General features: G+C 66.1%; 18 protein-coding genes. 14 read left to right on the top strand and 4 right to left on the bottom strand.

Features of this window, described 5'->3' with window-relative positions; translation table 11 throughout:
* Positions 1 to 39 precede the first annotated feature (39 nt).
* From AC5Y2L_RS21045 to AC5Y2L_RS21010, 8 genes are all read left to right on the top strand, one after another.
* Positions 40 to 1,278, top strand: a complete 1,239-nt coding sequence (locus tag AC5Y2L_RS21045) for a PPE family protein (RefSeq protein ID WP_499937837.1) — start codon at positions 40 to 42, stop codon at positions 1,276 to 1,278.
* 11 nt (positions 1,279 to 1,289) lie between these two features.
* Positions 1,290 to 2,696 carry a PPE family protein gene (locus tag AC5Y2L_RS21040; protein ID WP_499937790.1) on the top strand — a complete coding sequence of 469 codons (1,407 nt, stop codon included), beginning with the start codon at positions 1,290 to 1,292 and terminating at the stop codon, positions 2,694 to 2,696.
* A 78-nt stretch (positions 2,697 to 2,774) separates the two neighbouring features.
* The gene (locus AC5Y2L_RS21035) at positions 2,775 to 3,098 is read left to right on the top strand and encodes a DUF732 domain-containing protein (protein ID WP_499937788.1); all 324 of its coding nucleotides are present in this window, start codon (positions 2,775 to 2,777) and stop codon (positions 3,096 to 3,098) included.
* An 871-nt stretch (positions 3,099 to 3,969) separates the two neighbouring features.
* A complete protein-coding gene (locus tag AC5Y2L_RS21030) occupies positions 3,970 to 5,220 on the top strand; it encodes a PPE family protein (protein ID WP_499937786.1) in 1,251 nt (416 codons plus the stop codon).
* 18 nt (positions 5,221 to 5,238) lie between these two features.
* Positions 5,239 to 5,538 carry a PE family protein gene (locus tag AC5Y2L_RS21025; protein WP_499937784.1) on the top strand — a complete coding sequence of 100 codons (300 nt, stop codon included), beginning with the start codon at positions 5,239 to 5,241 and terminating at the stop codon, positions 5,536 to 5,538.
* 24 nt (positions 5,539 to 5,562) lie between these two features.
* Positions 5,563 to 6,966, top strand: coding sequence for a PPE family protein (locus AC5Y2L_RS21020; RefSeq protein ID WP_499937782.1), 1,404 nt, complete (start codon positions 5,563 to 5,565; stop codon positions 6,964 to 6,966).
* Positions 6,963 to 7,280, top strand: coding sequence for a DUF732 domain-containing protein (locus AC5Y2L_RS21015; RefSeq protein WP_499937780.1), 318 nt, complete (start codon positions 6,963 to 6,965; stop codon positions 7,278 to 7,280). The genes AC5Y2L_RS21020 and AC5Y2L_RS21015 overlap by 4 nt, the downstream gene beginning before the upstream one ends.
* A 100-nt stretch (positions 7,281 to 7,380) precedes the next feature.
* The gene (locus AC5Y2L_RS21010; protein WP_499937836.1) at positions 7,381 to 8,091 is read left to right on the top strand and encodes an MgtC/SapB family protein; all 711 of its coding nucleotides are present in this window, start codon (positions 7,381 to 7,383) and stop codon (positions 8,089 to 8,091) included.
* 6 nt (positions 8,092 to 8,097) lie between these two features.
* Here the strand turns inward: AC5Y2L_RS21010 and AC5Y2L_RS21005 are convergent, their stop codons facing one another.
* Together AC5Y2L_RS21005 and AC5Y2L_RS21000 are read right to left on the bottom strand one after the other, a co-directional pair.
* Positions 8,098 to 9,297 (bottom strand): NAD(P)/FAD-dependent oxidoreductase, encoded by a 1,200-nt coding sequence (locus AC5Y2L_RS21005; RefSeq protein WP_499937779.1) that lies wholly within the window; start codon positions 9,295 to 9,297, stop codon positions 8,098 to 8,100.
* A complete protein-coding gene (locus AC5Y2L_RS21000; protein WP_499937777.1) occupies positions 9,294 to 10,214 on the bottom strand; it encodes an alpha/beta hydrolase in 921 nt (306 codons plus the stop codon). The genes AC5Y2L_RS21005 and AC5Y2L_RS21000 overlap by 4 nt, the downstream gene beginning before the upstream one ends.
* Positions 10,215 to 10,291: 77 nt before the next feature.
* On the opposite strand from AC5Y2L_RS21000, the gene AC5Y2L_RS20995 reads away from it, so the two are divergent.
* Positions 10,292 to 11,254 (top strand): sterol desaturase family protein, encoded by a 963-nt coding sequence (locus tag AC5Y2L_RS20995; protein WP_499937776.1) that lies wholly within the window; start codon positions 10,292 to 10,294, stop codon positions 11,252 to 11,254.
* Positions 11,255 to 11,356: 102 nt separating this feature from the next.
* The gene (locus AC5Y2L_RS20990; RefSeq protein WP_499937774.1) at positions 11,357 to 12,016 is read left to right on the top strand and encodes an Rv1815 family serine proteinase; all 660 of its coding nucleotides are present in this window, start codon (positions 11,357 to 11,359) and stop codon (positions 12,014 to 12,016) included.
* Between the two features lie 12 nt (positions 12,017 to 12,028).
* Here the strand turns inward: AC5Y2L_RS20990 and AC5Y2L_RS20985 are convergent, their stop codons facing one another.
* Positions 12,029 to 12,478, bottom strand: coding sequence for a nitroreductase/quinone reductase family protein (locus AC5Y2L_RS20985; protein WP_499937773.1), 450 nt, complete (start codon positions 12,476 to 12,478; stop codon positions 12,029 to 12,031).
* A 121-nt stretch (positions 12,479 to 12,599) separates the two neighbouring features.
* Between AC5Y2L_RS20985 and AC5Y2L_RS20980 the strand changes: the two genes are divergently transcribed.
* From AC5Y2L_RS20980 to AC5Y2L_RS20970, 3 genes are all read left to right on the top strand, one after another.
* Positions 12,600 to 13,292: a TetR/AcrR family transcriptional regulator gene (locus tag AC5Y2L_RS20980; protein WP_499937772.1), complete on the top strand. Its 693-nt coding sequence runs from the start codon at positions 12,600 to 12,602 to the stop codon at positions 13,290 to 13,292.
* A 138-nt stretch (positions 13,293 to 13,430) separates the two neighbouring features.
* A complete protein-coding gene (locus AC5Y2L_RS20975; protein ID WP_499937770.1) occupies positions 13,431 to 13,940 on the top strand; it encodes a VOC family protein in 510 nt (169 codons plus the stop codon).
* A 4-nt stretch (positions 13,941 to 13,944) separates the two neighbouring features.
* Entirely contained in the window at positions 13,945 to 15,435 is a 1,491-nt protein-coding gene (locus tag AC5Y2L_RS20970; protein ID WP_499937769.1) for an FAD-binding protein, read from the top strand.
* Here the strand turns inward: AC5Y2L_RS20970 and AC5Y2L_RS20965 are convergent.
* Positions 15,432 to 17,342, bottom strand: coding sequence for an ABC transporter ATP-binding protein/permease (locus AC5Y2L_RS20965; protein ID WP_499937768.1), 1,911 nt, complete (start codon positions 17,340 to 17,342; stop codon positions 15,432 to 15,434). The genes AC5Y2L_RS20970 and AC5Y2L_RS20965 overlap by 4 nt on opposite strands.
* An 83-nt stretch (positions 17,343 to 17,425) precedes the next feature.
* On the opposite strand from AC5Y2L_RS20965, the gene AC5Y2L_RS20960 reads away from it, so the two are divergent.
* Positions 17,426 to 19,069: an acetolactate synthase gene (locus AC5Y2L_RS20960; protein WP_499937766.1), complete on the top strand. Its 1,644-nt coding sequence runs from the start codon at positions 17,426 to 17,428 to the stop codon at positions 19,067 to 19,069.
* Positions 19,070 to 19,072 lie beyond the last annotated feature (3 nt).

Here is a 19,072-nt window from a genome sequence, read left to right as displayed (position 1 = left end):
GACTTCGGGGCGCTTCCGCCGGAGATCAACTCGGGGCGTATGTATGTCGGTCCGGGGGCCGCGCCGATGCTGGCCGCGTCCGCGGCCTGGGATGAGCTGGCCGCCGAATTGCAGTCCACGGCCGCCGCGTATCGAGCGACGATCGAAAGCCTCGCCGCGGGACCCTGGACCGGGCCCAGCTCGATCGCGATGGCCGCCGCGGCCACGCCATATGTGGCGTGGATCAACGCGACCGGCGTCCAGGCAGAGTTGGCGGGCACCCAGGCCAAACTTGCCGCCGCGGCCTATGAGACCGCGTTCGCGGCGATGGTGCCGCCGCCGGTGATCGCGGCCAACCGCGCACTGTTGATGTCGCTGATCGCGACCAACATCCTGGGCCAGAACACCCCCGCGATCATGGCAACCGAGGCCCATTACATGGAGATGTGGGCGCAGGACGCCGCCGCAATGTACGCCTATGCCGGCTCCTCGGCGTCCGCGTCGCAGCTCACTCCGTTCACCGAGCCGCCCCAGACCACCAATGGCGCGGGGACCGCGCTGCAATCGGCGGCGGTGTCTCAAGCCAGCGCCCAGAGCGGCTTGATCAATGGCCTGCCGAGCGTGCTGCAGAACCTCGCGAACGCGACGTTCTCGTCGACGACGCCGGCGCCGGCCACGGCGAATATCTTCTCGGGTCTGGAATCCGGCGTCACGCCGATCTTCAACTTGCCGGCGGTGCCGACGGAGCTGACCAACTGGAACACCATCATGTCCACCATCGCCTCGGGTCCGTACTCCTTGCAGGGGCTCACGTCCATACCCGGCGGCCCGTTCCTGTCGTTCGGGCAGACGTACGCCTACGCCCAAAACGGCCAGGGCCTCCAGGCGTATTTCACACCGCCCAAACCCATCAGCGGGGCGCTGGCTCCGCTGGCCACCGAGCTTGCGCCGCACGTGCCGGCGGCAAGCCTCACCGGCGCCCAGGTGTCGGGAACCATGGGCCGGTCGGCGCTGGTCGGCAGCCTGTCGGTGCCGCAGGGCTGGACCGAAGCCGCGCCGCAAATCCGAATGCTCGCCTCGGCACTACCCGCCAACCTGGCGGCAGCCCCCGAGGTCGCGATGGCCGGCGAGGGCAGTGTTTTCGGCCAGATGGCCCTGTCCAGCCTGGCCGGGCGCGGCCTCGGTGCTGCCGCGTTCAGCTCCGCAAGCGGTACGGCCGCCAGGGCGATGGGCGGTGTCGTCGCCGAGGCCGACCCCGCCACCGCCACCATCATCGTCATTCCGGCGCTCGAGGACTGAGGGCTACCGACATGTTTTACGCAGCGTTCCCGCCGGAATTCAACTCGGGCCGGATGTACACCGGTCCAGGATCCGGCTCAATGCGCGCCGCCGCCGCCGCGTGGAGCGGGCTGGCCACGGACCTGCAGTCGACGGTGGCTTCCTACACGGCGGTCATCGATGCCTTGGCCAGCGGGCCGTGGCTCGGCCCCTCGTCGATGAGCATGACCGCCGCGGTCACGCCCTACCTGGCCTGGATGCAGACGACCGCCGCGCAGGCCGCCGAGGCCGCGACTTCGGCCTCCGCGGCGGCGGCCGCCTACGAGGCGGCGTTCGCCGCACACGTGCCCCCGGTGGAGATCGCGGCGAACCGCAGCCTGCTCGCCCAGCTGGTCGCCACCAACGTTTTCGGACAGAACACGTCGGCGATCGCGGCCACCGAAGCCCAATACGGTGAAATGTGGGCGCAGGACGCCTTGGCGATGGACAACTACGCCAGCTCCGCCTTGGCCGCGAGCCAGGTGACGCCGTTCAACCAGCCGCCGCAGATCACGAATTCGGCCGGCCTGGTCAGCCAGTCGGCCGCGGTCACGACGGCCGCCGGCACTTCGGCGGGCACCGCCCAGTCCGCGGTGTCGTCGCTGGCATCTGTCGCCAACCCGGGCTCGGACCTGCTCCAAATGGGAGCAAACCTCAGCACCGAGTACACGGCCACGATGCGCGGCCTGATCAACAGCGTCTTCGGGCCGAACGGCTCGGCCTGGTATGAGGCCCTCTACAACGCCATCAAGACGCCGCTCAGCTTCACCACCGGATTCAACGACATCGGACTGCTGGTCAACTTTCCCGCGTCCCAGTTCTTGAAATTCGCTCCTCATGCGACGGCGTTCGGCGACCTGCCCAAAGACGCATTGGCGGGCGGACTGACGCCACACTGGGGCCGCGGCTGGCTGACCGGCGCAACCAACCCGGTACAGGCGGACTGGGGCCGCGGTGTCATGGTCGGCAAGTTGACCGTGCCGCCGAGCTGGGCTACGGCCACCCCGAGCGTCAGGATGGTCGCCGCCGCATTGTCGGCCGCTGGCCCCGACGCGGTGCCGGCCGCGGCGCTCGGCGAGGCAAGCCTGTTCAGTTCGATGTCCGCCGCGGGGATGCTGGGCAGCGCCTTGGGGGCCGGGGCTCCCAGCGCCGTGGCCGGTGCCGGCGCACGAGGCCGGCTGACCCGGCTCAAAGACCTCAACGACGCCACCTCGCCGGACAAGCTGAAACGGATGGTTGCGCAAATCGCGGAGAAACCCGAAAGCGTCCAGCATCACAACGTCGACGAAGAGGGCCTTGACAGTCTGCTCGAGCAACTGGCCAAAAAACCCGGCATACATGCGGTGCATCTGAGCAAGGGCAAACCCAAGGTGGTGCCGTCGGATGCTCAGTTGGGTTAGCGGATTGGCATGCGAAATGTACTTCCCGCCAAGGCTTTCGGAAGACGGCAATTCTCAATGTAGACAGGATGGTGAGTCATGAGAATGCTGCTGGCTCTAGCTGGGGTCTCGGTCGTGATCGGCGTGGCCGCGCCGGCATATGCCGAACCGCAGGAGTACGGTGCCGCTGACGATGCCGGATTCATCGCTGCCCTGCGCGATCACGACATCGGTTTCAACAGCCCAGACCAAGCCATCGCGTCGGCCAAAGCGGTGTGCACCTGTCTGGACAACGGCGAATCCGGCCTCGAGCTGCTGCACGACCTGAAGGTCCGCAACCCGGCCATCACCATGGAGCACGCGAGCACATTCGCCCTGCTTGCCGCGAAGTTCTACTGCCCCCATCAGCTGTCGAAGGCCTGAAGCATATTCGGGGTGTCACTGCGAATCTCGTTGGTTGGCAACGCTTTCGATCACTACATAGCTGTCGACCCGAGTCGTCGACCAACGCATGCCGGAATAATTCAGGCCGGGTTTCGCGAAGCGGCCACATATAATTCAAATAATCCCCGGGTAATCGTCGCAGCGGCGACAATAACGCCTGGCAAGTGCGCATATCGACCAAAAAGCGATTGATAGCACATATCAATACTTTCCGGAGTTGCTGTTTGCCCGGTCATTTATCGCTGCAGCTATCACCGTCAGTGCGCTGCCGAGCTTCCGCCGCTGCTTGTCCCAGCTACTCGGTAGTGGCTTGCGAATAGCGCAGTGCCGCTGGCCAGTACCCCGACCGCGCCGGGCCGGAGTTTGCGGGGCAACAACGGCGTATTGGCACGCAGTTCGCAGATAGCACTGAATCGACGGCCAATTTGATGGATTTGCTATGAACTACACCTGCGTCGCCGACAAGCGTGCAAGACCGTGATTACCATGGCGGCCATCTAAGACCCGCTGGAATGCGTGCGGTGGGCTGATCGAGGCCACCGACACGGCGCCAACAGCTGGTCATCAGGGAGGAAGTTCATGTCATTTGTGCCCGCGCAACGGGAGTCTGCGGCAGCCGCCGTCGACAACTCGGCGAGGATCGGGCTGGCGGTCACCGCCCCACGCGCACGCAAAGCCGCTCCTGTGTTGGGTGCGAATTACGCTGCTAGCAAACAGTTTTCGGCAATGACCTCTGCGCGGGCGAGCGCCGTTCGCGAGCAGACGATGGCCGGATCGGCTTGGCCTGCGACAGCCGAGCCGCTTCAGGCGCTCGCTGCGCCGTGACGGAAGCGGGGTAATAGGCGTGTTTGTGGATTTCGGGGCGCTGCCACCCGAGATCAACTCGGGGCGAATGTACGCCGGCCCGGGGTCCGGGCCGATGTTGGCCGCGGCGGCGGCTTGGGACGTGCTGGCCGCCCAATTGCATTCCCACGCAGCGTCTTACGCCGCGACCATCGACGGGATGACCGTCGGGTCCTGGCAGGGCCCGGCGTCGATGGCGATGACGACCGCGGCGGCGCCATACGTGGCGTGGATGACGGCGACGGCAGCGCAAGCGGAGCTGGCGGGAATGCAGGCCAAGGTCGCCGCCGTCGCGTACGAAACGGCGTTCGCGGCGACGGTGCCCCCGCCGATGATCGCAGCCAACCGCACCCTGTTGATGACGTTGATCGCTACCAACATTCTCGGCCAGAACACCGCCGCGATCGCTGCCACCGAAGCGCAATACCTGGAGATGTGGGCGCAGGATGCCGCGGCGATGTACGCCTATGCAGGCTCGTCGGCGGCTGCCACACAGCTGACACCGTTCTCCGAGCCGCCGCCGACCACTGCACCCGGGGCTGCGGCCGGTCAAGCCGGGGCCGTTGCGCAAGCCGCCGCCTCACCTGCGTCGAACATCTCGGCAGAACTGTCGCAGCTGGTCACATTGGTTCCAGGTGCGCTGCAAGGGTTCGGGATGGCAGCCCCTCTGGCGGCGACGCCGGCGGCGTCGATCATCGACTTCCTTTACCCGATCTCGGCAGAATTCCGCTCCATTTTCCAAGCCATCACCGGTGCTTACAGCCCAATTGTTCCGTTCGTTTTGGGCGGCGGCTGGTGGCTGTTTGCACTTCAGTTACTCGGTCTGTCGCAAAATGCGCCGGGCGTTGCCGCACTGCTCAACGACAAAGGTGCCGTCGGGGCGCTTTCGCCGCTGCGGGGCGGCTACGTTTCTTTGGTTACGCCGAACTCGGGAGCGGGAGCGGTGACGGGAGCGATGGGCCGGGCGACCCTGGTCGGCTCGCTTTCGGTTCCGCAAGGCTGGGCAACCGCCGCTCCGGTGCTGAAGACGTTCGCCTCGGTCCTGCCGAGTGCGAGTTTGGGTGCTGTGCCGGCAGTTTCGGCTGCACCGCAAGGCGCTCTATTCGGTGAGATGGCGGCGGCGAGTCTGGCTGGACGCGCCTTCGCGGGCGCTGGTGTGCATACCGTCAGTAACGGCGCCCGGGCCACCGGCGGCGGTGGAGCGAACCCCACTGACACAGCTACGACGGCCACCATCATCGTGGTCCCGGCGGATTAGGGAGAAAGAGTACGACGCATGAGTTTTGTTACCGCACAACCGGAAATGCTGGCGGCTGCCGCCGAAAACCTGCGCGCTCTCGGCGCGTCGATGAGCGCGGAGAACGCTGCCGCGGCGGCCCCGACGACTGGCGTGGTCCCGGCCGCCGCCGACGAAGTGTCGGCCCTTACGGCCGCGCAGTTCGCCGTACACGCGCAGATGTACCAGGCGGTCAGCGCTCAGGCGGCGGCGATTCACGAGATGTTTGTCAGCACTCTGGCGACCAGCGCCGCATCATATGCAGCCACTGAGGCCGCCAATACCGCCGCTGCCCGCTAGCGGGCAGTAAGGAATTGTGCGCCAATGACTTTCGCGTTCCAGCCACCGGAGATCACGTCCGGCCAGATCTATACCGGTCCGGGCGCGGGACCGATGCTGACAGCTGCGGCCGCCTGGGATGCGCTGGCAAGTGAATTGCAGTCCGCGGCCGCCTCCTACGGTTCGATCGTCGAGGGCCTGGCCAACGACGCGTGGAGCGGCCCGTCGGCTGTCGCTATGGCGACCGCGGCAGCGCCGTACGTGGCCTGGATGTCGGTCACCTCGGCGCAGGCTAAAGTTGCGGCCGGCCAAGCCAGGGCGGCTGCGGGCGCTTACGAGACCGCCTTCGCGGCGGTGGTACCACCGCCGGAGATCGCGGCGAACCGAGCCCAGCTGGCAATGCTCTTGGCAACCAACGTCTTCGGGCAAAACACCGCTGCGATCGCAGCCGCCGAGGCCGAGTACGCGGAGATGTGGGCCCAGGACGCCGCGGCGATGTTCGGGTATGCGGCATCGTCGGCGGCGGCCGCCCAACTCACGCCGTTCAACGAGCCGCCGCAAACCACCAATGCGGCTGGGCTCGCCAGTCAGGCGCTCGCGGTAGGTGAAGCCGGCGGTGCGGCAAGCGGCACCAGTGCAGTGACGACTGCGCTGCCAGCGGCGGCGGCGCTCTCCGCCAACCCGATCGCAGACTTGCTGCGACCTTTCGGCGATGCCGCCCGCGCTTACATGGCCTTCTGGGACGGGGTGCTCAATAGCTTGACGGGGTCGCCCTTGGCCGGGCCGCTGTGGCAGAACACTTTCGGGATTTTCGCCGACATCAGCCGGTTCAGCACGGTAGCCAATGACATCATGAGCGTGCCGAACCTGGGCATGACCGAGTTCAAGTACTTCTACAACCCTTCTGCTGGGGCCGTCGACATTCCGAAATCATCGTTGGGGGCTGGGCTTGGGCTGCGGTCGGCCGGCTTGGCCAGCGCGGTATCGGCGGGTGTGGGCGACGCGAATATGGTCGGCAGGTTGTCGGTGCCACCGAGCTGGGCATCGGCGACTCCGGCGATCAGGATGGCCGCCGACGTGTTGCCGGCCACCAGCCTGGCCGCCGCCCCCGCCGCGGGAATCCCTGGAAGCCTGGTCGGCCAAATGGCTTTGGGAGCCATGACCGGAGGCGCCCTGGGCAGCGTGGCGCCGCAAGTACTCAGCGGAAGTGGGGCGCGCGTGCGCGCCAACGGCGGCAAGGGCACCATCGAGCCCGTCAAACTCGACGACGTCATCGCGAGGCTGCAGAAGGAACCGGAGGCAGTGCAGCACTGGCATGTCGATAAGGCCGGACTGGACGCTCTACTCGATCGATTGTCCAAGAAGCCCGGCATCCACACGGTGCACGTCTCCGGCGGCGACAAGCCCAAAGTCACCCTGCCCGAAGCGCATTCGAGTTCACCGCGATGAAACGGCTACTGGCGCTTGTGGCCGTTATTGCCGCAATCAACCTCGCCGCACCCGCCTACGGCGAACCGGAAGGCGACGACACGGCCTTTTTGGCCGCGCTGGAGAACGCCGGGTTCACCTACAGCAGTCCGGGGCAAGTCATCACCTCCGCCAAAGCGGTGTGCGGGATGATGAGCAGAGGCGAAACGGGTCTGCAGGTTGTGCACGACATCAAGACCGAAAATCCCGGAATGACGATGGACGGGGCAGCCCGGTTCGCGGCCATCGCCTCGAATGCGTACTGCCCCGAACACCTGACGCCGAAGTCGCGCTAGCCGCGCGCGGCACCCCCGGTTAGTCTCGACTCCACTTGCTGTTAACCCGCATCTGCTTAGCTGCCGTCGCCGTCTTGGGATCGGAAGGAAGTGCGGTGTGATGCACACGCTGACCATCGCCGACTTCGCGCTCCGATTGGCCGTCGGAACCGGCTGCGGCGCCCTCATCGGTCTTGAGCGGCAATGGCGGGCGCGGATGGCCGGGCTGCGCACGAACGCGCTGGTAGCCACCGGCGCGACCTTGTTCGTGCTGTACTCCGTCGTCACCGACGACACCAGCGCCACCAGGGTCGCGTCTTACGTGGTCTCCGGCATCGGGTTTCTCGGCGGCGGCGTGATCCTGCGCGAGGGGTTCAATGTGCGCGGGCTCAATACCGCCGCCACCTTGTGGTGCTCGGCAGCGGTCGGTGTGCTGGCCGCCTCGGGACACTTGCTTTTCGCGCTGGTCGCCACGGGCACCGTGGTGGCCATCCACTTGTTCGGGCGTCCGCTCGGCCGCCTCATCGACCATGACAACGGCGTCGAGGAAGACGAAGGACTGCAGCCCTACCAAGTCCAGGTGATCTGTCGGCCCAAATCGGCAAAGTATGTGCGCGCCCATATCGTGCAGCACACCGCCGGCAACGACATCATTCTGCGTGGCATCCATACCGGGCGGGCCGACGACGAGGACAACCTCACGTTGACCGCACACCTGCTGATGGACGGCCATACGCCCGCCCGTCTCGAGCGGCTGGTGGCCGAATTGTCTTTGCAGCCTGGCGTTTACGCCGTGCACTGGTACGCAGGCGAGCAGGCGCAAGCCGAGTAAGCCGCCTTACGGACGGGCCTGCAGATCCGGTGCGGCCGCGGCCAGCAGATCGGCGCGGTTGCCGGTCAGCGGCGGGTAGATCCGCACCGTGTTGATGGTTTGTTTAGTCGTCTTGGCCTGCGCGCCTTGGGCCACCACTGTCCGGTCCCAGCCCTCCGTGTAGACCGCACCGGCCGGCCCAAGATCCAGAACCGTTACGTACCAAGGGATTCGAAGCGTCAGCAGCGGCTCGTCGAACAAGTCGCTGATGACGTTGTAACCCGCGTAGCGGCCCATCGGGCGCCCGTGCTGGCATGACATCACCGAGAAATGCTCGTCATCCATGCGGGCAACGGCTACGTCGCCGGCGGCGAACATCGTGGGAATGCCGATCACCCGCAGCTGGTCGTCGACCGGCACGCGGCCCAATCGATCGCGGGCCACCGGCAGTTGTTCGGTCAGCGGGCTGGCCCGCATGCCCGCACACCACACCACGGTGGCCGCGTCGAGCCGCTCACCCGAGGACAGCGTCACCCTGTCTTTGTCGACAGCGACGACGCGCACGCCAGTCTTGGCCTCGACCCCGTTGTCCGACAACGCCCGTTCGATCACGGGCCGTGCCGATGCGCCCATGTCGGAGCCCACGAAGGGGTTGTGGTCCACCAACACCACTCGGGGCGGCACTCCAACACGAGCGAACATCGCCCGCAGCCGCTGCGGCAGCTCGCATGCTGCTTCGATCCCGGTCAGGCCGGCCCCGACCACAACCACCGTGGCCGACGCCGCTGTAGGCGGGCCGTCGGCCAATCCGCGCAGGTGATGTTCGAGTGCCACAGCGCTGTCGTACGTGTCGACGTCAAAGCCAAAGTCGCGCAAGCCAGGAATGTCGGGCTTGAGCACCTGACTGCCCGCGGCGAGCACCAGCCGGTCGTAGCGGTAGGTGGTGCCGTCCGATGTCGCGACGGTACGCGCCTCGGTGTTGATCTCGGTCACCTCGGTGGCGACGTGCTTGATTTCGGCGGGGTCGAGCAGACCGGCGAGCGGAATGCGACAGGCGCTCAGATCCGCTTCGTAATTGCGAACCCGAATGTCGTGAAATGGCTTGGCGCTCAGCACCGTAACGTTGACCATGCCGGTCGGGGCGGCAAGCTCGTCGAGTCGACGGGCCGCCCCGAGCGCCGCCCACAGCCCCGCGAACCCCGAGCCGATGACCATCACATCCGTCAACGGCTCAGCACCTGACAAACCTGGTCCAGTGCCACCGCCGCCTCATGACCGGGCAGCAGCATCCACATGTGCACTCCTCCGTCGAGTTCGTGCCACCCGATGTCGAGACCCTCGTTTGCCGCTCGCTTGCGAAAAGCCCTGGTGTCGGGGTTGAGCACATCGTGGGTACCGGTGAATATGGTCAGGCGCGGCAGGCCGACCAGCGGTCCGACACCCGGGCTGACCAGGGAAGTTTCCAGCGGGTCGCCGCCGGCGTAGCGGATGCCGGCGGCGCGCAGGTCGTCCAGGTTGAGAATCGGGTCGATCTTGGCGATCGCCGGCACGTCGGGGTCCGGCAGGCCGACGTGCATCCACGGACACAGCAACACGGCGTCGCTCGGCGGCGGGAGACCGGCGTCTCGCACCGCATGGCACAATGCGAAGGCCATGCCCGCACCGGCCGAATCACCCATGAACGCAATAGAACTCGGGTCGGCGCTGTCCAGCATCCGGCGATACACCTGAAGCAGAAAGGGAAACACCTCACGGTAGGTGTGCTCAGGTGCGACGGGGTAGATCGGCACAGTCATCGTGCGCCGCAACATGTTCGACAACTTCGCGATCGCGGGCCAATGAAAGTGCGGCATCAAGTCCAGCACGTAGGCCCCACCGTGCAGATACAGCACATGACCGGCGGGTCCAGCGCCGTTGGCCGGGACCGGGGTCACCTGATACACCGAACGGTTGTTGAGGACCTCCCGAGTGACACCGACTTTCTTCAGCACCCGCTTGGACGGTTGACCCGCATACGGCAACCGTGGGTGGGCCGCCCAGTAATCCAGCTTCGCCGCCGGAAAGAGCCGATTTCGCACACCCGTGGCGCGGATCAGACGCTGGGTGAAGGCCCTATTGAGCATTCCGTGATTCGTCGGCCTCATCACGAACAGTCTGTACCCATCGGCGTCGTTCCTTAGGCGCTCAGCCGCCATGATCAGCGAGCCGTAATCTAGGTGCTGTGAATGCGCTGGCGGGATTTTGGTTCGGGCTACCCGAGCAACTGCGCGACCCGGTGCTATTCGCCATTCCTTTCTTTGTATTGCTGCTGACGTTTGAGTGGGCCGCGGCCCGCAAGCTCGCACACATGGCTGCGGAGCGGCCGGAAGATATCGAAGACCCGGCCCGGTCGCGTCCCGGCTCTGGCGCCTACCTCGCCCGCGATTCCATGGCGAGCATCTCCATGGGTCTGGTTTCGGTGGGCACCTCAGCCGCGTGGAAGGCGCTGGCCCTGCTCGGCTACGCGGCCATCTATGCCTATCTGGCGCCCTGGCACCTCTCGCCAACCCAGTGGTACACCTGGCTCATCGCGATTCTCGGTGTCGACTTGCTCTACTACGGCTACCACCGCATCGCGCATCGGGTCCGGCTGATCTGGGCCACCCACCAGGCCCATCACTCCAGCGAATACTTCAACCTGGCGACCGCATTGCGCCAGAAGTGGAACAACAGCGGCGAAATCCTGATGTGGCTGCCGTTGCCGCTGCTTGGACTTCCCCCGTGGATGGTGTACTTCAGCTGGTCGCTGAACCTGATCTACCAGTTCTGGGTGCACACCGAGCGAATCGGCAAGCTCCCGCGCCCCTTCGAATTCGTCTTCAACACACCGTCGCATCACCGGGTGCACCACGGGATGGACCAGCTGTACCTGGACAAGAATTACGGCGGCATCCTGATCATTTGGGATCGGTTGCTTGGGACCTTCCAGCCGGAGGTTTTCCGCCCGCATTATGGTCTGACCAAGCAAGTCGACACCTTCAACATCTGGAAGCTGCAGACCCGCGAGTATGTCGCCATCGCCCGGGACTGGCGATCGGCCACCCGGCTGCGCGATCGGCTGGGCTATGTCTTCGGACCGCCGGGCTGGGAACCACACGCGGCGGCCCGAGGCGATGCTGCGGTCCCGCTGGCCAAGTCCGGGTAACGCGCACAGCGGTCGGCACGAAAAGCTATGGCAACGGGGGATTGAGCCATAACCTCGACCTGAGGTCGGCCGTGTTCGCCGGCCCTGACAGAGCGGAGTGCGATGGAGCGTCGCTGGGCAGTGCGATGGTGGGCCGCGGGCGCGGTAGCGGTAGTTGGGGCCGGATTGCTACCCGGAACGGCCCGGGCCGACACCCCGTCGGTATTCCCCGGCATGGAAATCCATCAGGACAGCAAACTGTGCACCCTGGGCTACGTCGACCCGGCCCGCAGAATCGCCTACACCGCCGGACATTGCCGAGGCGGAGGAGTGGTCACCGACTGGGCCAACAACGTCATCGGCCATATGGCGGCCTTCCGCGACAACACGCCTACCGGGACCACCGTTGCGACCGACCAGATGATCGCCGACTACGAAGCGATCACGCTTGCCGACAACGTCGCGGTGAGCAACATACTGCCCGGCGGTCGCCGGCTCGACGGCAAGGGAGCGTCGGTCGCGCCCGGGCAGGCGATCTGCCATTTCGGCGTGACCACCGGTGAGACCTGCGGGACCGTCGAAAGCGTCAACAATGGCTGGTTCACCATGTCCCACGGCGTCGTCAGCCAAAAGGGCGACTCGGGTGGGCCGGTGTACATCTCCAACGGGGGCAGCGCCCAAATCGTTGGCATCTTCAACAGCGTGTGGGGAGATTTGCCGGCGGCGGTGTCCTGGCGCAACATCTCCGAGCAGGCCAACGCGGACCTGGCTGGCGCGGGGTAGACGCCGCCGGCGTCAGCGGATGGCCGGCTGCAGGGCGAATACCGGGATAGCTGGTGCTGCAGCGCGCAATTCGTCGTCGCCGGATTGTGGTGTCAAGCCCAGCACGTAGTCCTTCACCTGCCAGTACCACTTGGCCAGATAGCGCCTGAGCAGCTCGGGTTTGGCGTCGTCAGGCACCTCGCGGACGCCGACGGGAGCTGTGCGCCACCGTGGTCCCACTTCGACGACACCTGCGGCCCGGACATTGCGGGCCCACTGCGTGTTGCCGCGTGGCGAGACGACGTAGTCCACGCCCTCGACGGTCAGCAAGTTGATCACCACGCCGCGCTGTTTGCCGGTCTTACGGCCCCGGACGCGCAGAGCCCGGCTTCCGGCGATGCTTATCCCCAGTTCGGCGAGCCAGCGCATCACCTTGTTGGCGGCTCGGGCGGCCCGGCCGGGTTGTTCATATCGCGTTGGCATGATGCAGCCCTCTCTTGGTCAGCGATGAGAAACCGAGAGCACCGCTCTCTGACTTATCTACAGTGCCACAGGCCGACGGAAGAAGCAAGAGCGGTGATCTCGGTTGTGCGAGACTGGCCGGGTGGGCAAACGTCAGGAGTCGCGGGAGCAGATCGAGGGCAGAATCATCGAGCTCGGCCGTCGCCACCTGGTCGACCATGGCGCGGCCGGGTTGTCGCTGCGTGCGATAGCCCGGGACTTGGGCATGGTGTCCTCAGCGGTGTACCGCTATGTGTCCAACCGCGACGAGTTGCTGACTTTGCTCCTCGTCGACGCCTATTCCGACCTGGCCGACGCCGTCGATGCGGCCCGAGCAGCGCGCGAAGACCCGGCCGAACTGTGGAGTGAGGACGTCCTGGCGATCGCGCGGGCGGTGCGGCGATGGGCCGTCGCGCATCCCGCACGCTGGGCGCTGCTCTATGGCAGTCCCGTGCCCGGCTACCACGCACCACCGGAGCGCACGGTCGGCGTGGGCACCCGCGTCGTCGCGGCCTTCTTCGACGCCATTGCCGCGGGGATCGCCACCGGGGATGTCAGGCTAACCAATGACGTTGTGGCACAACCGATGTCGTCGGACTTCGAGCGCATTCGACAAGAATTCGGCTTCCCCGGCGACGATCACGTCATCGCCAAGTGCTTTCTGCTCTGGGCGACGGTGGTGGGCGCGATCAGCCTGGAGGTGTTCGGACAGTACGGGGCCGACACCCTCACCGACCCGGAGGCGGTGTTCGATACCCAGGTGCGGCTGTTGGTAGGCCTGCTGGCCCAGCACTGACCCGAGGCGCGCTGCGCCGAAATTAGAACGCGTTCACCCGGCCCTTGGCGCGTGTTTGTTGCTGGCGACGGCAAAGGTTATTCAGGGCGCCGTTGGCGAGCTATGGGCTTTTCACGGACTGGGCTATCCTGCGAGACGATGAGCCTTCCCATTCAATCGCCGACGCAAATCGCGTGGGTGACGACCGACCTGGACGCCACTGAAATGGCCCTCACCAGCTTGTTAGGCGTGCGGAAGTGGATACGGATCCCCGACGTCCATTTCGGTCCGGACAGCTGCACCTATCACGGCAAGCCCGCGGACTTCGTCGCGAGCCTCTCGCTGAGCTACCTCGGCGACATGCAGTTGGAGCTGCTCTCACCGGTCTGCGGCGAGAACATCTATAGTGACTTTTTGCGTGACCACGGGCCGGGTCTGCACCACATCTGCGTGGAGGCCGAAAGCCCCGAGCAATTGGACGCCACGCTGGCATCGGCTACGGCTAATGGCGCACAGGTCGTCCAACAGGGCGTGATGCCCGGCGGAATCCAATTCGCCTACGTGTCAGCTCCGCAGGACGGCGTGCCGTTCATCGAGATCGCCTACATCTCGGCGGAGATGAGGGCGTTCTACGACTACATCAAGCGCGAGCAGACCAAACAGGAGTGACGCAATGAGCACCGAGATCCCGGCGACGGTCAAAGCGGACACGGTGACGTCGTGGTCGGATGACGTCGATGTGCTGGTGATCGGCTTCGGCATCGGCGGCGGCTGTGCGGCCGTCAGCGCGGCGGCCGCCGGCGCGAGGGTGCTGGTGCTCGAGCGCGCCGCGGCGGCCGGCGGCACCACTTCCCTTGCCGGAGGGCACTTTTACCTGGGCGGCGGGACGGCAGTGCAGCAGGCTACCGGTCACCCAGATTCGCCTGAGGAGATGTACAAGTACCTGGTCGCCGTGTCGCGCAAGCCCAACCACGCCAAGATTCGCGCCTACTGCGAGGGCAGCGTCGAACATTTCAACTGGCTGGAAGACCTGGGTTTTCAGTTCGAGCGCAGTTACTTCCCGGGCAAAGTGGTCGTCCCGCCGGGCACCGAGGGCCTGAGCTACACCGGCAATGAGAAGGTATGGCCATTCTGCGAACAGGCCATCCCGGCACCGCGCGGGCACTCGGTGCCGGTGCCCGGCGAATTGGGCGGCGCGGCCATGGTCATCGACCTGCTGGTGAAGCGTGCCGATGCGTTGGGAGTCCAGATCCGCTACGAGACCGGGGCGACCAACCTGATCGTCGACGACGACGGCGCGGTGGTCGGCGCGGCGTGGAAGCACTTCACCGAAACCGGCGCGGTGAAGGCCAAGGCGGTGGTGATCGCCGCAGGCGGTTTCGCGATGAACCCCGACATGGTCGCCGAGCACACCCCGGCGCTGGGTCAGCCGCGGCGCACCAAACACCACGGCTTGGTGGCCCCCTACATCCTGGGCAACCCCAACGACGACGGGCTGGGCATTCGAATGGGCGTCTCGGCGGGCGGCGCCACCGAACACATGGACGAGTTGTTCATCACGGCGGCCGCCTACCCGCCGGAAATTCTGCTCACCGGGGTGATCGTGAACAACCAGGGCAACCGCTTCGTCGCCGAGGATTCCTATCACTCGCGCACGTCGGCGTTCGTGCTGGAACAGCCGGACCAAACCGCTTACCTGATCGTCGACGAAGCACACACCGAGATGCCCGCAATGCCGCTGATCCGGTTCCTCGACGGTTACGAGACGATCGCCGAAATGGAAGCGGCGCTGGGCATTCCGGCAGGCAACCTCGCGGCGACGCTGGACCGCTACAACGAGTTCGCCGCCAAGGGCGAAGATCCGGACTTCCACAAGCAGCCGGAATTCCTTGCGCCGCAAGACAATGGGCCATGGGCCGTGTTCGATCTCTCGCTCGGAAGGGCGATGTATTCCGGATTCACCGTCGGCGGCCTGGCTGTCACGGTCGACGGCGAGGTGCAGCGCGCCGACGGCAGCGTCATCCCCGGGCTGTACGCGGTGGGTGCATGCGCGTCGAACCTGGCTCAGGACGGCAAAGGCTACGCGAGCGGCACCCAACTGGGTGAGGGCTCGTTCTTCGGCCGCCGCGCCGGAGCCCACGCCGCGGCGGCAGCGCAGGCCTAGGGCAGGTTGGCCGTCTCCTTCTCGACCGGGCCCAGCCGCCATTGGCCGCCGCCCAGCAACTCCAGCTGGCGGTCATGCAGCAGTTCGACGGCACGCCGATGGCTGACGCTGACCACCACGCAGTCCGGCAATTCGCTCCGAAGCATTTGGTAGAGCGCGAATTCCAGCCCTTCGTCAAGCGCCGACGTGCTTTCGTCGAGGAAAACCGCCTTGGGTTTGGTGAGCAGGATGCGGGCAAAGGCAATGCGTTGCTGCTCGCCCGGGGAAAGCATCTTGGCCCAGTCCCGTTCTTCGTCGAGCTGGTCGCAGAGCGGGGCTAGCGCCACCTTCACCAGCGTTTCGCGCAACCGGTGGTCGGGGACGTCGTCCGGAGAATTCGGATAACACACGACGGTGCGCAGCGTGCCCAGCGGTACATAGGGCAACTGCGACAAGAACATCGTCGCGTTGTCACCGGCCGGACAGGACAGCGTGCCGGAGGCGAACGGCCACAACTCGGCCAAGCTGCGCAGCAGGGTGGTCTTCCCGGATCCGGACGGACCGACGATCACCAGCGAGGACCCATTTTCGAGTTCGACGTCGAGCGGGTCAACCAAGCGATCGCCGGCCGGCGTGCGCACCTCGATATTCGCGAGCTCGACGGCCACGTCGCGGCTGGGCTTGACCAGGATCGCCGGTAGCTCGCGCCCCTTTTCGTTCGCGTCCACTAGACCGTGCAGCCGCATGATCGCCGCGCGGTAAGACGCGAACTTGTCGTATTGATTGCGGAAGAACGACAGCGAATCGTGGATATGGCCGAACACGGACGCGGTCTGAACCACATCGCCGAACGTAATCTGATGGGCGAACAATCGTGGCGCCTGGACTACCCACGGCAGCGGCACGATCACCTGCGTCATGGACCAGTTCCATCCTTCGAACGCGATCGTCCGGCGAACGTACCTGCGGTAGTTGTCGATGATCGGCGTGAAGCGCCGCCATAACTGCGCCCGCTCGACGCGCTCACCACGGTAGAAACCGACCGCTTCGGCGGCATCGCGCAGTCGCACCAGCGCATATCGGAACACGGCGTTGAGCCGTTCGTTGCTGAAGCTGAGCCAGACCAAGGGACGCCCGACCCAGAACGCGACGACGGTCGCCACCAACACGAAGACCAGCACGATCCAGAACATCGCGCGCGGCACTCCGAGTAGCGGCCCGGACAGCTTCCACAAGAGCGCGGCGAACGAGATCACCGACGCGACGGCGTGGACACCACCGAACAGCAAGATGTCCCGGGCGCTGTGCGACGGGATGTTCGGAGTGCCGCCGACGCCGGCGGTGAAGACATCGATGTCCTGCTGGATGCGCTGATCGGGGTTGTCGATGGGCTGGTCGATGAACAGATCGCGGTAGTACGCCTTGCCGTCCAGCCAGTCGTCGGTGAGGCGCCTGGTCAGCCACATGCGCCAGGCGATGATGAATCGCTGCGTCAGATAGATGTCGAGGAGGATCTTTGCGATGTATATGGCAGCCAGCACGCTGTAATGCAGCAGCGAGCCATAGAAACCATCTCGGCCCGATCGAAAGACCTGCGCGTCGCCTGTTGCGTCGCCTTTGAACGCTATTTGCAGTGCCGAGTACATGTCGTTGTAGAAGAAGGTGAGCAGCACGTCGAGGTACACCGAGAGCAGCACCAACAGCAACAACACGCCGAGCATTGCCCAGACGCGCACGGCGCGACGGCCGGTGAAGTAGGCACCGCTGATCCGCCAGAACTGGCGGCCCCAGACCGTCGAATACCTCAGGACGGTCAATCCGGCCACCAGACAGACAGCGCTGATCACCCAGCCGATTGCGAGCAATTTGATGGAATTCGGGATTGCCGCCGACCAGTCGATGGACGGCTTGAAGAGTCTGTGGTCCATCTATGACGTCTCCTTGCTGCCGACGCACCTACCGGGCGTACTTCCCCGCGAAAGTACCTGAGCGCGGCGGATAGGCTGCGGACATGAGCACCGACGCTCCGCCCAGCCAGACCGTCCACGCTGGTCGCCTCATCGCTCGCCGACTGCGCGCGAACGGGATCGACACGATGTTCACCCTGTCCGGGGGTCATCTGTTCTCCATTTACGACGGCTGCCGCGACGAGGGGATCCGCCTGATCGACACCCGCCATGAGCAGACCGCGACGTTTGCTGCCGAAGGCTGGTCGAAGGTCACCCGGGTGCCGGGAGTGGCCGCGCTCACCGCGGGACCGGGCGTCACCAACGGGATGAGCGCGATGGCCGCTGCGCAGCAGAACCAGTCGCCGCTGCTGGTGTTGGGGGGCCGCGCCCCGGCGCTGCGCTGGGGGATGGGCTCGCTGCAGGAGATCGACCATGTGCCGTTTGTGGCGCCGCTGACCCGGTTTGCCGCGACCGCGGAGTCCGCAGCGGCGGCGGGGCGGCTCGTCGACGAAGCGCTACGGGCGGCGGTCACCGCCCCGTCGGGCGTCGGCTTCGTCGACTTCCCGATGGATCACGTGTTCTCCCCGGCGGATGCCGACAGCGGCGCTGGCGCGCTCACCGAACTGCCGGCGGAACCCGCGCCCGACCCCGAAGCCCTACAGCGCGCTGTCGGCCTGCTTTCGGCGGCGCAGCGACCGGTGATCATGGCCGGGACCAACGTCTGGTGGGGACGCGGGGAGGTTGCGCTGCTGCGTCTGGCCGAGGAGCGGCAGATCCCGGTCCTGATGAACGGGATGGCCAGGGGAGTGGTTCCCGCCGATCACCCGCTGGCCTTTTCCCGGGCGCGCGGCAAAGCGTTGGGCGCGGCGGACGTGGCGCTCGTCATCGGCGTGCCCATGGACTTCCGGCTGGGTTTCGGCGGGGTGTTCGGGGCGGAAACCCAGATCGTCGTGGTAGATCGCGTCGAGCCGGGCCGCGAGCACCCCAGGCCGATCGCGGCAGGGTTGTACGGGGACCTGACGACGACCCTGGCGGCGCTGTCCGTCGGAAGCACCACCGGCCATCAGGACTGGATCGGCGAGCTGCGCACGGTGGAGACCACGGCGCGCGACCGCGAGCGGGCCGAACTGGCCGACGATCGCACCCCGCTGCATCCCATGCGGGTGTATGCCGAGCTGGCCCCGATGCTGGACCGCGACGCCGTCGTCGTCATCGACGCCGGAGATTTCGGGTCCTATGCCGGCCGGGTGATCGACAGCTATCAGCCCGGATGCTGGTTGGACAGCGGGCCGTTCGGCTGTCTGGGGTCCGGGCCGGGTTACGCACTGGCCGCCAAGCTGGCCCGTCCGGACCGGCAGGTCGTGCTCCTGCAGGGCGACGGCGCTTTCGGGTTCAGCGGCATGGAATGGGACACCTTGGTCCGGCACAACGTGCCGGTCGTCTCGGTCATCGGCAACAACGGCATCTGGGCCCTGGAGAAGCACCCGATGGAGGCGTTGTACGGCTATTCGGTGGTCGCCGAGTTGCGCCCTGGCACCCGCTACGACGAGGTGGTACGCGCGCTGGGCGGCCACGGGGAGCTGGTGTCGGCGCCGGCAGAGCTGCGGCCCGCGCTGGAACGCGCGTTTGCCAGTGGCCTGCCCGCCGTCGTCAACGTGCTCACCGATCCCACCGTCGCCTATCCGCGCCGATCCAACCTGGCCTGACCG

This window comes from Mycobacterium sp. NGS66 (genome assembly GCF_059812225.1).
This window is presented reverse-complemented; position numbering and strand designations above follow the sequence as displayed.

Bases quoted from the DNA above. Each gene is read 5' to 3' on its own strand.
- AC5Y2L_RS21015 (WP_499937780.1), top strand. From the start codon at position 6,963: ATGAAACGGCTACTGGCGCTTGTGGCCGTTATTGCCGCAATCAACCTC.
- AC5Y2L_RS20990 (WP_499937774.1), top strand. From the start codon at position 11,357: ATGGAGCGTCGCTGGGCAGTGCGATGGTGGGCCGCGGGCGCGGTAGCG.
- AC5Y2L_RS21020 (WP_499937782.1), top strand. From the start codon at position 5,563: ATGACTTTCGCGTTCCAGCCACCGGAGATCACGTCCGGCCAGATCTAT.
- AC5Y2L_RS21040 (WP_499937790.1), top strand. From the start codon at position 1,290: ATGTTTTACGCAGCGTTCCCGCCGGAATTCAACTCGGGCCGGATGTAC.
- AC5Y2L_RS20960 (WP_499937766.1), top strand. From the start codon at position 17,426: ATGAGCACCGACGCTCCGCCCAGCCAGACCGTCCACGCTGGTCGCCTC.
- AC5Y2L_RS21000 (WP_499937777.1), bottom strand. From the start codon at position 10,214: ATGAGGCCGACGAATCACGGAATGCTCAATAGGGCCTTCACCCAGCGT.
- AC5Y2L_RS20975 (WP_499937770.1), top strand. From the start codon at position 13,431: ATGAGCCTTCCCATTCAATCGCCGACGCAAATCGCGTGGGTGACGACC.
- AC5Y2L_RS21010 (WP_499937836.1), top strand. From the start codon at position 7,381: ATGCACACGCTGACCATCGCCGACTTCGCGCTCCGATTGGCCGTCGGA.
- AC5Y2L_RS21035 (WP_499937788.1), top strand. From the start codon at position 2,775: ATGAGAATGCTGCTGGCTCTAGCTGGGGTCTCGGTCGTGATCGGCGTG.
- AC5Y2L_RS20985 (WP_499937773.1), bottom strand. From the start codon at position 12,478: ATGCCAACGCGATATGAACAACCCGGCCGGGCCGCCCGAGCCGCCAAC.
- AC5Y2L_RS20970 (WP_499937769.1), top strand. From the start codon at position 13,945: ATGAGCACCGAGATCCCGGCGACGGTCAAAGCGGACACGGTGACGTCG.
- AC5Y2L_RS20965 (WP_499937768.1), bottom strand. From the start codon at position 17,342: ATGGACCACAGACTCTTCAAGCCGTCCATCGACTGGTCGGCGGCAATC.
- AC5Y2L_RS21025 (WP_499937784.1), top strand. From the start codon at position 5,239: ATGAGTTTTGTTACCGCACAACCGGAAATGCTGGCGGCTGCCGCCGAA.
- AC5Y2L_RS21045 (WP_499937837.1), top strand. From the start codon at position 40: ATGTATGTCGGTCCGGGGGCCGCGCCGATGCTGGCCGCGTCCGCGGCC.